This window comes from Gemmatimonadaceae bacterium (genome assembly GCA_020851035.1).
In the GTDB taxonomy this organism is placed as follows: Bacteria; Gemmatimonadota; Gemmatimonadetes; order Gemmatimonadales; family Gemmatimonadaceae; genus JACMLX01.
In genome coordinates, this window is record JADZDM010000007.1 from 1 (window position 1) to 12,783 (window position 12,783).

Here is a 12,783-nt window from a genome sequence, read left to right on the forward strand (position 1 = left end):
GTGGCGGCTGGGGTGGCGGCTGCATCCCGCCACCGCCGCCACCACCGCCGCCACCGGTGCGGTTCTGCTCGCGGATCGCCAGCTCGAGGTTCCACTTGGCGTCCGGGTCATCCGAGCGCGTGCGCAACGCACGCTTGTACGCTGCGACAGCCGCCGCGTAGTACGGGCCCGCCTCGGTGGCAGACGCCGCCCGTGCGCGGCGCAGGTTCGCGAGGCCAAGGTTGAAGAGGGCGCGGAACCGCAGGTCCTGATCCGGCGCGATGGTCACCACCCGCTCCAGTGCCTCGGTGGCCGCCACGACGGAATCCGCCTCGAGCAGCGCCGTGCCGAGGTTGTACTGGGTGCGCAGCGACCGGTCGCCCCGATCGATCCGGGCACGGAGTGCCTGCGCCGACGCCACGTACTGACGCTGCCCGAAGAGTGCGAGCGCATCGGGCGCGCCGCGCTCCTGCGCCGCCAGCGGCGCGCCGTGCGGGGACAACAGCAGCACAGCCAGCACGGCAGCCATCGTCGCCCCGCCGCGGCGATGGGCACGCTCCGCCAGCAGCGCATCGAGCAGCAGGAGTGCGAAGGCCGGCCACAGGAACAGGGCGTACCGCTGGATCGGCGAGGAGCCGGCGTTGTAGACCCGCTCCGTCTGTCGCAGCCGGCGCAGGGCGGCGCGCACGCGGCCGGGTCGATCCGCCGACACGCCATCGACGAAGACGCCGTCGGTCAGCTGTGCGATCCCCTGCAGCGTGGCGGCGTTCGCCCGCGTCACCACCGGCTGGCCATCGAGGTCACGCTTCACCTGGCCGCCGCCCGTCGGGATCGTGCTGCCGGCGGCGGTGCCATAGCCCACCGTCACCACGGCGAGTCGTGCGTCGCGCGCGCCCTTGGCGGCGGCCGCGATCTCCGGCTCATCGTCCCACGTCTCGCCATCACTCATCACCACCACCGCACGGTCGCCACCATCCTGGCTGGCACCGAGGAGCTGCGTGGCCTGCACCAGGCCCTGCGCGACCGCCGTGCCGCCCTGACTCACCATCCCGGGGTCGAGGCCATCGAGAAAGAGCTCGAGGGCATCGTGGTCGGCCGTGAGCGGGGTCAGGATGTAGCTCCGTCCCGCCACCACCAGCAGCGCCACGCGCGCACCGGGCAGCGTGGCCAGCAGCCGGCGCACGTCGGCCTTCATCCGGTCCAGTCGCGACGGTGCCTCGTCGGTGGCCAGCATCGACGCCGACACATCGAGGACGAGCGCGAGGTCGATCCCGACGTCGCGGCGGCGCTCCGCGCGCTCGCCCCACCGCGGTCCGGCGACGGCGATGCCGAGACAGAGTGCGGCGGTGCCGAGCAGCACGGCACGCACGCGCGGCGGCAGCCCGGCCGTCCGGTCCGGGATGAGGCGCTGCACCACCGGCAGGTCGCCCAGGCGCGCGAGCTTCGACCGGCGGCGCGCCTCGGTGCGCCAGCCGACCAACGCCACACCAATGGCCGCCAGCAGCGCGAGCGGCAGCATCCATGCGCGTGCGAACAGCGCCGCGACCAGGTCGATCGTCACGGCAGCGGCCCCCGGCGAAGCAGCACCCACGCCTCCAGCAACAGTGCGGCCAGCGCGACGCTCGCCGGGATGACGTACCACTCCGACCGCGGCAGCGAGCGACGTGCGAGCGTGGGCGTCCGCTCGAGGCGGTCGATCTCGCGCGTCACACGCTCCAGCCCTGCCGCATCGCGCGCCCGGAAGTACCGCCCGCCCGTCGCGCGTGCCACTTCCGTGAGCAGGGCATCGTCGATCTCGACCTTCTGCGTCTCGTAGCGCAGCCCGAACAGGCCGCGGCCCACCGGCACGGGGGCCATGCCCTCGGTGCCGACGCCAATGGCATAGACGCGGATGCCGAACGCCGCGGCCGCGCGGGCCGCGGTGCGCGGATCCACCTGGCCACGGTTGTTCACGCCATCGGTCAGCAGCACCAGCACCTTCGAGCCGCCGCTGGCGGCCCGCAGCCGGTTCGACGCCGTGGCGATCGCCGTCCCGATGGCCGTCCCGTCATCGAGCTGTCCGGGCTGGAGCTGGTCGATGGCCGCCAACACCACCTGGTGGTCCGCCGTGAGCGGCACCTGCGTGAGCGCCTCGCCGGCAAACGACACCACGCCCAGCCGGTCCGACTCACGCAGGCGCACGAACTCCTTCACCTGCGCGCGCGCGACCTCGAGGCGGTTCTGCGGCTGGAAGTCCTCCGCGAGCATCGAGCTCGAGATGTCGAAGGCGAGCATGATGTCGATCCCGTCCTTCGTCTGCCGGCCGGCACCGCCGCGCGAGAACGGGTGCGCCAGCGCCAGCACGCAGGCCGCCAGCGCCACCAGGCGGATGCGCACCAGCCACCGGCGCACGCGGCTGGGCCGCGGCGCCGCCTCGAGCACCACGTCCATCGCCGCGAACGGCAGCGCATCTGCCGCCGCCTTGCGCCGCAGCCACCACACCAGCGGCAGCACCAGCAGCGCCAGCAACGCCCACGGCACCCCGAGGGCGATGCCCAGTGCGTCCCACCACGCCGCGATGCGGTCCATCACGCCGCCCGCTCGCTGCCGCTGGCCCGCAGTCGCGCGATCTCCCGCACCAGCGCACGCGCGTCTCCGCTGACCGACTGCACCACGTCGCGCGTGACGGTCCCCCCACCGAAGCGCACCGCGTCCACCTGCCGCAGCAGGTGCGCCACCTGGCGATCCGGGATGCCCGCCACCGGCTTCATCGCCTCCAGCAGCTCGCTGCCGGTGAGCGACAGCGCCAGCGTGGGCTCGACATCGGCGAGGTACTGGCGAAAGATCTCGGCGGCCAGCGCGGCGTGACGGCCCCCCTCGCCAAGCGCCGGCAGCCCGCGCGCATCGAGCCGCGCGAACGCGAGCTCCGCGCGCTCGAGGGGCGAGAGCGACGGGTCGTCCACCTGCCGGCGACGCGTGCGCCAGCGTTCGGCGAGGAAGACGAGCAGCAGCGCCGCGAGCAGTCCCAGCGCCCACTGCCACCACTGCGCCCACCAGGGTGTGACGTCCGCGAGCAGGTCGCGCGCGGGCTTCGCGACGCGGTCGGCCGTGTCCGCGGGCAGCACCGACCGCACCACCACGCGGGCATCGAACGGCACCGAGAGTTCGCTGGCCTCGCGGCGCATCAGCACCGGTCCGAGGGGGATCGTGAGCACGCCCGGCTGCCACGCGATGAGCCGGTAGCGCACCACCAGCGTGTCGCCACGGCGGGTGGTGTAGGCGGGATCGAGGGGTTCCACGATGCCGCCGGTGTCGGGCACCGCCGGCGGCTGCGCGGTGTGGCCGCGGGGCGGCACCGCCCGCAGCAGCAGCGTGAACGGCTGCCCGACGGTGACCGTCTCCGGCTGCACGCTGGTGCGCACCTGGCCCAGGCTGTCGACGACGGCCACCGGCGCGAAGGCGGGGCCGGCCGGTGGCGCCGGCGCGGCCGTCGTGGCGGGCGCCTGCGCCGGTGCACGACCGGCGAGCAACACGCCCCACAGCGCCGCGCACGCGGCGCGCCGGCTACGCATGGCGTCGCTGCGGCCGCGCGCGCCGGAAGAACGCCAGCAGCGGCTCGACGATGCCGCGATCGGTGTGCAGCGCGACGACGGTCACGCCGGTGCGCGCGAACATCGCCGCCCGCTGCGCATCGAGGCGCTGCGCCGCCGCGGTGTAGCGGTCCCTGAACGCCGCGTCACCGCTGTCCACCTCCACGCGGGCCCCGGACTCCGGGTCCGCGAGCACGAGCACCCCCGCAGCCGGCAGCCGCCGCTCCACCGGGTCGTCCACCGTGATCACCACCACTTCATGCCGCGCCGCCAGCCGGCGCAGCGCCGGCTCGGCGCCGGCGTCACGGAAATCCGAGATCACGAACACGAGAGAGCGATGCGTGAGGTGCCGGCCAGCCTGCTGACAGGCGAGCGCGATGTCGGTGCGACGCCCCTGCGGGCGCAACGCCAGCAGGTCACGCAGCACACGCAGCCCGTGCCGACGGCCCTTGGCGGGCGGCACGGCATGCTCGATCCGGTCCGTGAACGCGAGCAGCCCGACGCGGTCGTTGTTGCGCAGCGCGGAGAGGCCGAGCACGGCGGCCACCTCGAGCGCCACGTCGTCCTTGAAGCGGGTGCGGGTGCCGAAGTGCGCCGAGGCGGAGCAATCCACCAGCAGCAGCACCGTCAGTTCCCGTTCCTCGACGTAGCGCTTGACGTACGGCTTGCGCAGCCGCGCGGTCACGTTCCAGTCGATGCTGCGCACCTCGTCGCCGGGCTGGTACTCGCGCACCTCCGAGAACTCCATGCCCTGCCCCTTGTAGACCGAGCGGTACTCGCCGGCGAACGTGGAGTTCACCAGGCGGCGCATGCGCAGCTCGAGGCGGCGCACCTGCTCGAGGATCTCCAGCGGGGCCGGCGCGCCGAGGGCGGCCGCAGCCGTCGGTGCCGGCGTTCGCACCGCTGGTGCGGAGCGGCGCCAGCGGAGGATCACGGCGCGGCCACCGCCGCCAGGATCCGGCGCACGATCTCGTCGCTCGAGATGTCCTGCGCCTCCGCCTCGAACGTCGTCATCACGCGGTGGCGCAGCACGTCGGGCGCGATCGCCTTGACGTCGTCGGGCAGCACGAAGGTGCGGCCCCGGAGGTACGCGTGGGCGCGGGAGGCCTGGGCCAGCGCGATGGTCGCACGCGGCGAGGCCCCGTACTCCACCAGCGGCACCAGGTCGGGCAAGCCCGCTTCTGCCGGACGACGCGTGGCGTGCACCAGCTCCACGATGTAGTCCATGATCCGCTCGTCGAGGTGCAGCGCCGCGATCTCGCGCCGGGCCGCGAGGATCGTCTGCGGCGAGGCGGCGTGCGAGACCGGGATCTCCTCGCCCGACGCCATGCGGCGCATGATCTCCTTCTCCTCGGCGCGCGTCGGGTACTCCACGCGCAGCTTGAGCATGAAGCGATCGACCTGCGCCTCGGGCAGCGGGTAGGTGCCCTCCTGCTCGATCGGGTTCTGCGTCGCGAGCACCAGGAACGGTTCCGCCAGCGGGTAGGTCGTGCCGCCGATCGTGACCTGGCGTTCCTGCATCGCCTCGAGCAGCGCACTCTGGACCTTGGCCGGCGCGCGGTTGATCTCGTCGGCGAGCACGATGTTGGCGAAGATCGGGCCCGGCTTGGTGCGGAACTCGCCGGTCGCCTGGTCGAAGATCTGGGTGCCCACCACGTCGGCCGGCAGCAGGTCCGGCGTGAACTGGATCCGCCGGAAGGTCGTGTGGATGGTCTCCGCGAGCGTGCGCACGGTGAGCGTCTTGGCGAGGCCCGGCACGCCCTCCAGCAGCACGTGGCCGCCGGTGAGCAGGCCGATGAGGAGTCGCTCCACCATCGCCTCCTGCCCCACGACGCGCCGCGCCACCTGCGCCAGGATCGCCTGCACGGCCGCCGACCCCGTGGGGGCCGCCGCCGGAAGTGGCACCGCCGTCATTCGCGCGCTCTCCGCCTGAGTGTTGTCGCTAGCCACCACGCACGGCGAGCCCGCGCATCTCGATCGCCGTCAGCGGCCGCCACTTGCCGCGCGGCAGGTCACCGAGGTTCACGGGCCCGAACGTCACGCGCCGCAGCGTCTCGACCGCCAGTCCCACCGCCTCGCAGAGCCGGCGCACCTCCCGGTTCCGCCCCTCGTGCAACGTGAGCGTGAGCAGCCACTTGCTGCGCCCCAGCTTGTCCACACTCGCCGCGTCCACCAGCACCAGCCCGTCGTCCAGCTCCACCCCGTCCTGCAACTGGTCGAGGGCCTCCATCGCGGGTCCCTGCACCACCGCCTCGTAAGTCCGCGAGACTTCGCGGCTCGGGTGCGTGAGCAGGTGTGCGGCACGACCGTCGCTCGTCATGACCAGTACCCCCTCGGTCATGTAATCGAGCCGTCCGACGTAGGTGAGTCCCGGCACGGCCGGCACCAGGTCGAAGACGGTGTCGCGTCCCTCGGGATCGGTGCGCGTGGTGACCACGCCCGCCGGCTTGTTCAGCACCAGCCACGTCACCGTCTCGGCCATCTTCACGCGGTTGCCGCCGAGCACCACCACGTCCGACTGTGGATCGACACTCGACCCGAGCGTGGCGACGACGCCATTGACCGTCACCTTGCCCTCGGTGATGAGCGACTCCGCCTGGCGACGTGAGGTGACGCCGGCGCGGGCGAGGAAACGCTGCAGCCGCATCGTCTCGCGCGCATCCTTGGGTGTCTTCACCACGGTCGGCGCGAGTGGTGCCACGGCCCGCGGGGTCGCGGACCTTCCGTCGGCGGCCGGCTTGCGCGGGCTTCGCTTGCGCGGGTCACGCGCCTCGGGCCCCAGCGGCGTGCGCGAGCCCTTCGCGGCGGGGCGCGATGGTGGCTTGACGCCGCGTGGTGCCGGCGCGGCCTTCTGGCCCGACGCGCCGCGCCGGGGCGGCCGGCCCGTCACAGCGGCTGCGGCGAGGGCCGCAGCGCGATGGCGAGTTCGTCGGCACGCGGAAGCTCTTCGAGATGACGCAAGGCGAACTGCTCCAGGAACAGGGGGGTCGTGCCGTACAGCAGCGGACGTCCCAGGCCCTCGGCCCGACCGACCACGTCGATCAGGGCGCGCTCCTGCAACGACTTCAGGATCGATCCCACGGCGACGCCGCGGATCTCCTCCACTTCGGTGCGCCCGATCGGCTGCCGGTACGCGATGATGGCCAGCGTCTCGAGTGCGGCGGCCGACAGGCGCTGCGGCCGCGCCGCGAGTTGTGCACGCTCGATCGCCTCGGTGTATTCGGCGCGGGTCAGGATCTGCCATCCGCCGCCGATCTCCGCCAGCTCCACGCCGTGGCCATCCACGTCGTAGTGCTCGCGCAGCGTGTCCAGCGCCGACGCGATCTCGGCCGGACTCGCCTCGGGGGCGAGCGCCTTCAGCTCCTCGACGGGAATCGGTCGCGGGCTCGCGAAGAGCGCCGCCTCAAGCAGCTTCACCAGGGGAATCATTCTGAATCTCGACGGACGCGAAGGCGCGAGGCTGCGCGAGCCGCAGCTCCCCCAGCTTCGCCAGTTCCAGCAACGCCAGCAACATCGACAGGATCTGCCACGGTTCCGCGTCCCGGGCCACCAGGTCGCTCCATCGTGCGGCGCGGCGGGTGGCGATCAGCGTGCGCACGGTGGCCAGCGCGCCGGCCACATCCAGCGTGCGCGCCACCACCGTGTGCACCGTCGGCTCCCGCGTCACGCGCAGGATCCGATCCACCGCCGTCAGCAGCTCACCCAGCGACAGCGAGAGCGGCGCGGCCACCGTCTCACCCGTCTCGGGCAGGTAGGCGCGCGCGAACCGGCTGCGGCGCTCGTCGCCGCGACGCTCGAGGATGTCCACCACCTCGCGCATCTGCTGGTACTCGAGCAGCCGGCGCACGAGTTCCGCGCGCGGATCCTCCCAGGTCTCCGCCTCACCGTGGCGCGGCAGCAGGAGCTGCGCCTTGATGCGCAGCAGCCGCGCCGCGAGCTCCAGGTACTCGGCCGCGTCGTTGAGCTGCAGCACCCGGATGCGCAGCAGGAACTGCTTCGCGATGTGGGCGATCGGAATGTCGTAGATGTCGACCTTCTCGTCGCGGATCAGCGAGAGCAGCAGGTCGAGCGGGCCGGCGTAGGCCGGCAGGTCGACCACGAAGTGGTTCGGAGCCTCCACCACGTCGTCCGGCCCGGCGGCGGGGACGCCCGCCGCCGCGATCGCTTCCGGACTCATGCGCACCCCACGAGGCACCGGCGCTGTGACGGACGGCGGGGCCCGGCTGGCGTGCGGAACGGCGGGCAGTGGGTCACGCGGGGGGAGGCGGGACGACGGAAGGACGGGCCGGTCCGCCGGGTGGCGGCGATGTCACCCGGCTGGAGGGCAGCAGGGCAAGCTAAGATGCCCGCCGGTTCCGGCCAACCCGCACCGGAAGATTGACAGGACGGTCCTGCTCCCTATCTTTCGCGGTTCGCCCAAGATGGGCGAGTCGTGTTCATTTCCTGAATTGGAGTCATCGGTGCCGAACATCGCCTCCGCAAAGAAGAACATGCGGAAGTCGCGTGCCGCACAGGCACGCAATCGCGCGCAGCGTTCCGCGCTGCGCACCGCCCTCAAGAAGGCCAAGGCAGAGGGCGCGTCGGCCGAGGTGCGTGGCGTGGCAACCACGTTGCTCGATCGTGCAGCCCGCAAGGGCTTGATCCACAAGAATGCGGCCGCCCGGCAGAAGAGCCGGATGGCCAAGCGCGCCAACGCCGCAGCCGCCTGAACGTCCGCTGCGTCGTCATGAAACACAGAAGGGCGAACCTCGCGGTTCGCCCTTCTGCATTCCAGGACCTGCGCCGCGCGGTCTACAGGACGGCCAGTTCTCCGCCGCAGCGCTCGCAGTACCACTCGGTGGCGTAGTTCATGGTGCCGCACTCGGCACACCGGAGCGTCTTCGCCGCGTCAGCCGAGGACGGGGTTCCGGGCGGGGTCGCCGCCGCCACGGCGGAGGCGGGCGAGTCGGACACGATGCGGAGCGCCGGTGCCTCCGGTGCCCGCGAGCTGTTGTCCACCGAGGGCGTCGCGGCCGCCTGGCGGAGGAAGCCCATGTCGTCGGCGGGCCGGCGTTCCGGTGCGGACGCCGCCTCGGGGCGGTAGGCCGCGGGGGCGGGTGCCGGGGCCGGGGCCGGGGCGGAACGCACCGGCTCGGGGGCTGCCGTCGGGGCTGCCGCCATCGCCGCGTTCACGGCCGGCGTCGGGGAATCGGCCGCCGTGGTGGCGGAGACCGGGGCCGTGCCAGCATCACCGAGGGCGCGGGCCCGCTGGGTGGCGTCGTGCGCCGCGGCCAGGCCGCGCTGCACGTTCGCCAGGTCCGTGGCGATCTGCTCCCGGTCCTGCGCCAGGCGCGCGAGCTGTGCCTCATGGCCCACGCGAACCTGGCTCCACTGCTCGTCATCGAACTCGCCCACCATGTGACGCAACTCACCCTCGGCATGCTCGTCGCGACAGGTCTTCTCCTGCGCCGCGAGCGCCGCGTCACGCGACTGGTGCTCGGCCAGCGCCTTCTCGAGTTCCGGCGTGTGCACCGTGAACCCCTGCAGCACGGTCCGCAGGCGCGAGATATAGTCATTCCGCACCTTTTCCAGCACATGCGGCGGCACGTCGGCCTTGCTCGCGAGGGCGGTGATCCAGCCCTCGTATTTCGAGCGTTCCCCGATCAGCGCGCTGACGGCTTCGAGCGCGTTCGTCACGTCAGTCATCCCTTGATCTCCTGGTGAGCGACCCCTGGGGCCGCATCGGTGCGGGCCCCTCGCCGGGCCGCGCGCAGCGCGTCACACGCTGTCCCCTCCAACGTAACCACACGGCCGAGCTGGCGCGCCAGATGGATCATCCGGGCACCATGCTCCAGGCTCTCCATCGCGAAGTGCGCGTCCTGCAACGATCGCCCGAGAGACACGGCGCCGTGGTGCGCGAGCAGGACGACATCGTGCGTCCGGAAGAACGGCGTCACGACCCTGCCAAGCTCGTCCGTTCCGGGTTGCGCGTATGGAGCAAGCCCGACCGTACCCACCGTGAGCATCAGCTCCGCGAGCACGCCGTCGGGCACCGTCTCGCCCACGAGCGTGAACGCGGTGGCCGTCACCGGATGCGCGTGCACGACAGCCATTACGTCGGGCCTCGCAGCGTAGGCCGCGAGGTGCAGGCCCAGCTCACTCGAGGCCCGCTCCCGTCCCGCGAGGTGTGCGCCCGAGAGCGAGACTTCCACGAGGTCGTCCACGTCGAGCGACCCCTTCGCGAAACCGGCGGGCGTGACCAGCAGCCTATCAGCGCCGACGCGCAGCGAGACATTCCCGTCCTGGCCGGCGATCAGGCCCCGATCGGAAAGCCGCCGGCACACGTGCACGAGCGCCTCGCGCACCGCGAACGGGGTGCACAGCCGCGGCGGACGTCCGGCGGCGCGTGACACCGGCGGGGCCGTCAGGCGAGTCCGTCGCGGACGTGCACCTGCCGTCCCCCGACGATGCACCGGTCCACACGTCCGCGCAGCGTGCTGCCCAGCCAGGGCGAGTTGCGGCCCTTGCTGCGGAAGTCACTCCCCTGCACCGTCCACGCCGCGGCCGCATCCAGCACGGTGACATCCGCGATCGCCCCGCGCCGCAGCGTGCCCCCCGCCAGGCCGAACACCCGCGCCGGCGCGCACGACATCTTCTCGACGAGCTGCGAGAGCGTGATCGTGCCCGGTGCCACCAGCCACGTCATCAGCACCGACAGCGCCGTCTCGAGGCCCACGATGCCGTTGGGAGCGTCCGCGAACTCGCGGTTCTTCTCGTCGTTGTGGTGTGGCGCGTGGTCAGTGGCCACACAATCGATGGTGCCATCCTTGAGTGCCGCGACCAGCGCGTCCACGTCGCGTTGCGTGCGCAGCGGCGGGTTCATCTTCGCGTTGGTGTCGTACTGCCCGACGCGGTCCTCGGTGAGCGTCAGGTGATGCGGGCACACCTCCGCCGTCACCGGGATGCCGCGCTCCTTGCCCCAGCGGATCAGCTCCACGCTGCCCCACGTGCTCATGTGGCAGAGGTGCACGCGGCCGCCGGTGCGCCGCGCGAGCAGGATGTCACGGATCACCATGATCTCCTCGCTCTCCGACGGGATGCCCTTGAGCCCCAGCCGCGCGCTGATGATCCCCTCGTTCATCACGCCGCCGTGGGCGAGCGTCGGCTCCTCGCAGTGATCCGCCACCGGGATGCCGAAGGTGCGCGCATACTCCAGCGCGGTGCGCATGAGCTGTGCGCTCACCACCGGACGGCCATCGTCGCTCACCGCCACCGCGCCGGCCGCGACCATCTCACCCATCTCGCTGAGCCGGTCGCCGTTCATGCCCACGGAGATCGCGCCGATCGGGTACACGCGCGACGCGTCGGCCTTTGCCGCCTGGGCGCGGATGAACCCCACCGCCGCCTGGTTGTCGGTGACGGGATCGGTGTTCGGCATCGCGCACACCGCCGTGAAGCCACCCGCGGCTGCGGCCCGGGCGCCGGTGGCGATCGTCTCGACGTCCTCGCGGCCCGGCTCGCGCAGGTGGCAGTGCACGTCGATGAAGCCCGGCGTGACGTGGCGCCCGCTGCAGTCGACGCGGATGGCGTCCGCCGGCCCGGCGATGCTGCCGCCGACCGCCGCGACCACGCCATCGACCAGCAGCAGGTCACCGGTGCCATCCAGCCCGATGGACGGGTCGAGCAGGTGACCGCCGGTCAGGAGCAGGGGGCGCGTCGTCATCTCAGGGTCATTCTCCCGCGGCCGTGCCGGCCGTCGCAAGGTCGGGGCGTCCGCCCCGCAGCAGGTAGAGCACCGCCATCCGCACCGCCACGCCGTTCGTGACCTGGTCGAGGATCAGGCTGTGCGGGCCATCGGCCACATCGGAATCGATCTCCACACCGCGGGTCATCGGGCCGGGGTGCAGGATCAGCAGGTCGCGCGGGGCCCGGTCGAGCCGCTCGCGCGTCACGCCGAACACGCGGTTGTACTCACGCAGCGAGGGGATGTAGCCGGCCGTCATGCGCTCGAGCTGCAGGCGCAGGATGTTCAGGGCGTCGGCCCACTCGATCGCGGCCTCGATGCGGTCGAACACGGTCACGCCCAGCGCCTCCTCGGCGCCGTTCGGCAGCAGCGAGCGCGGGCCGCAGACCGCCACCTCGGCCCCCATCTTCCGCAGCCCGTGGATGTTCGAGCGGGCCACGCGACTGTGCAGCACGTCACCGCACAGGCAGACACGCCTGCCCTGCAGCGACCCCCACCGGTCGCGCAGCGTCAGCAGGTCCAGCAAGCCCTGTGTCGGATGCTCGTGCGTCCCGTCGCCGGCGTTGATCACGTTCGACTCGATGCGCTCGGCCAGGAACCGCGCCGCACCACTGGCCTGGTGGCGGATGACGACCATGTCGATCTTCATCGCCTCGAGGTTCCGCGCCGTGTCCACCAGCGTCTCGCCCTTGCTCACCGACGAGTTGCCGATCGCCACGTTCACCGCGTCGGCGGACATCCGCTTCTCGGCGAACTCGAAGCTCACGCGGGTGCGCGTGGACGCCTCGAAGAAGAGGTTGACGATCGTTTCGCCCCGCAGCGTCGGCACCTTCTTGATCGCGCGCAGGCTGATCGCCTTCAGGGGCTCGGCGGTGTCGAGGATGGCAGTGATCTGCTCGGGGCTGAGCGACTCGAGGTCGAGCAGGTCCTTGCCGAGGCTCGTCATGCGGTGCGCGACCGCGCCGGGCTGAGCACCACCGTGTCGTCGCCATCGAGCTCCGCCACGCGCACGTCGACCTGCGCGCCGTCGGGGACCGTGACCACCTTCCCGATCACGTCGGCGCGGATCGGCAGTTCCTGGCCGCCGCGGTCGATCAGCACCGCGAGCAGGATGCGCGCCGGCCGGCCGAAGTCGGCCAGCTCGTCGAGCGCCGCGCGGACCGTGCGCCCGGTGAACAGCACGTCGTCGACGATCACGCACTGCATGCCGTCGATGTCCACGGGCAGCTCCGTGGCGCCCACCAGCGGTCTCGGGCCGACCGTCTGCAGGTCGTCGCGGTAGAGCGTGATGTCGAGGGCGCCGCGCGGGACCGGCTTCCCTTCCCGCTCCTCGATCAGGGCCGCGAGCCGCTCGGCGAGCTGCACGCCGCGGCGCTGGATGCCGACCAGCACCAGGTTCTCGGTGCCGGCGGTGCGCTCGACGATCTCGTCGGCCATGCGCCGCAGGGTCCGGGCGCAGGCGCGGGCGTCGAGGATGGTCTCTGAGGCTGTCATCAGCGCGCAATATGCCCG

The 12,783-nt window shown here is 72.3% G+C and carries 14 protein-coding genes; 1 reads left to right on the forward strand and 13 read right to left on the reverse strand.

All coding sequences use genetic code 11. From position 1 onward, the window contains the following. From IT355_06965 to IT355_07000, 8 genes are all read right to left on the reverse strand, one after another. Positions 1-1,540: VWA domain-containing protein (locus IT355_06965; protein MCC7052994.1), on the reverse strand; the 1,540-nt coding region annotated here is incomplete at its 3' end. Then, positions 1,537-2,550, reverse strand: a complete 1,014-nt coding sequence (locus IT355_06970) for a VWA domain-containing protein (GenBank protein MCC7052995.1) — start codon at positions 2,548-2,550, stop codon at positions 1,537-1,539. The genes IT355_06965 and IT355_06970, both read right to left, overlap by 4 nt. Continuing rightward, positions 2,547-3,530 carry a hypothetical protein gene (locus IT355_06975; GenBank protein MCC7052996.1) on the reverse strand — a complete coding sequence of 328 codons (984 nt, stop codon included), beginning with the start codon at positions 3,528-3,530 and terminating at the stop codon, positions 2,547-2,549. The genes IT355_06970 and IT355_06975 overlap by 4 nt, the downstream gene beginning before the upstream one ends. Beyond that, positions 3,523-4,482 (reverse strand): DUF58 domain-containing protein, encoded by a 960-nt coding sequence (locus IT355_06980; protein MCC7052997.1) that lies wholly within the window; start codon positions 4,480-4,482, stop codon positions 3,523-3,525. The genes IT355_06975 and IT355_06980 overlap by 8 nt, the downstream gene beginning before the upstream one ends. After that, positions 4,479-5,462 (reverse strand): AAA family ATPase, encoded by a 984-nt coding sequence (locus IT355_06985; protein ID MCC7052998.1) that lies wholly within the window; start codon positions 5,460-5,462, stop codon positions 4,479-4,481. Before IT355_06985 ends, IT355_06980 begins: the two co-directional genes overlap by 4 nt. Positions 5,463-5,490: 28 nt before the next feature. Beyond that, complete coding sequence (locus IT355_06990) at positions 5,491-6,249, reverse strand: rRNA pseudouridine synthase (protein ID MCC7052999.1); 759 nt, start codon at positions 6,247-6,249, stop codon at positions 5,491-5,493. 185 nt (positions 6,250-6,434) lie between these two features. Further along, positions 6,435-6,977: an SMC-Scp complex subunit ScpB gene (scpB, locus tag IT355_06995; protein MCC7053000.1), complete on the reverse strand. Its 543-nt coding sequence runs from the start codon at positions 6,975-6,977 to the stop codon at positions 6,435-6,437. Next, complete coding sequence (locus IT355_07000; protein MCC7053001.1) at positions 6,952-7,725, reverse strand: segregation/condensation protein A; 774 nt, start codon at positions 7,723-7,725, stop codon at positions 6,952-6,954. The genes scpB and IT355_07000 overlap by 26 nt, the downstream gene beginning before the upstream one ends. Before the next feature lie 283 nt (positions 7,726-8,008). Here IT355_07000 and rpsT point away from each other — a divergent pair, with 283 nt between their 5' ends. Beyond that, positions 8,009-8,257 carry a 30S ribosomal protein S20 gene (rpsT, locus tag IT355_07005; protein MCC7053002.1) on the forward strand — a complete coding sequence of 83 codons (249 nt, stop codon included), beginning with the start codon at positions 8,009-8,011 and terminating at the stop codon, positions 8,255-8,257. A gap of 82 nt (positions 8,258-8,339) precedes the next feature. Here rpsT and IT355_07010 read toward each other — a convergent pair whose 3' ends face one another. Genes IT355_07010 through pyrR form a run of 5 tightly spaced genes read right to left on the reverse strand, consistent with a single transcriptional unit; the run spans position 8,340 to position 12,765 of the window. After that, complete coding sequence (locus IT355_07010; protein ID MCC7053003.1) at positions 8,340-9,233, reverse strand: zinc finger Ran-binding domain-containing family 2 protein; 894 nt, start codon at positions 9,231-9,233, stop codon at positions 8,340-8,342. Further along, positions 9,230-9,940, reverse strand: coding sequence for a class II aldolase/adducin family protein (locus IT355_07015; GenBank protein ID MCC7053004.1), 711 nt, complete (start codon positions 9,938-9,940; stop codon positions 9,230-9,232). The genes IT355_07010 and IT355_07015 overlap by 4 nt, the downstream gene beginning before the upstream one ends. 11 nt (positions 9,941-9,951) lie before the next feature. Further along, entirely contained in the window at positions 9,952-11,250 is a 1,299-nt protein-coding gene (locus IT355_07020) for a dihydroorotase (protein MCC7053005.1), read from the reverse strand. 7 nt (positions 11,251-11,257) lie between these two features. After that, positions 11,258-12,217: an aspartate carbamoyltransferase catalytic subunit gene (locus tag IT355_07025; GenBank protein MCC7053006.1), complete on the reverse strand. Its 960-nt coding sequence runs from the start codon at positions 12,215-12,217 to the stop codon at positions 11,258-11,260. Then, positions 12,214-12,765 carry a bifunctional pyr operon transcriptional regulator/uracil phosphoribosyltransferase PyrR gene (gene pyrR, locus IT355_07030; protein ID MCC7053007.1) on the reverse strand — a complete coding sequence of 184 codons (552 nt, stop codon included), beginning with the start codon at positions 12,763-12,765 and terminating at the stop codon, positions 12,214-12,216. The genes IT355_07025 and pyrR overlap by 4 nt, the downstream gene beginning before the upstream one ends. Between the last annotated feature and the right edge of the window lie 18 nt (positions 12,766-12,783).

Coding starts and splice junctions, on each gene's coding strand:
- IT355_06975 (MCC7052996.1), bottom strand. CDS start 3,530: ATGCGTAGCCGGCGCGCCGCGTGCGCGGCGCTGTGGGGCGTGTTGCTC.
- IT355_06985 (MCC7052998.1), bottom strand. CDS start 5,462: ATGACGGCGGTGCCACTTCCGGCGGCGGCCCCCACGGGGTCGGCGGCC.
- scpB (MCC7053000.1), bottom strand. CDS start 6,977: ATGATTCCCCTGGTGAAGCTGCTTGAGGCGGCGCTCTTCGCGAGCCCG.
- IT355_07000 (MCC7053001.1), bottom strand. CDS start 7,725: ATGAGTCCGGAAGCGATCGCGGCGGCGGGCGTCCCCGCCGCCGGGCCG.
- IT355_07010 (MCC7053003.1), bottom strand. CDS start 9,233: ATGACTGACGTGACGAACGCGCTCGAAGCCGTCAGCGCGCTGATCGGG.
- IT355_07020 (MCC7053005.1), bottom strand. CDS start 11,250: ATGACGACGCGCCCCCTGCTCCTGACCGGCGGTCACCTGCTCGACCCG.
- IT355_07025 (MCC7053006.1), bottom strand. CDS start 12,217: ATGACGAGCCTCGGCAAGGACCTGCTCGACCTCGAGTCGCTCAGCCCC.
- pyrR (MCC7053007.1), bottom strand. CDS start 12,765: ATGACAGCCTCAGAGACCATCCTCGACGCCCGCGCCTGCGCCCGGACC.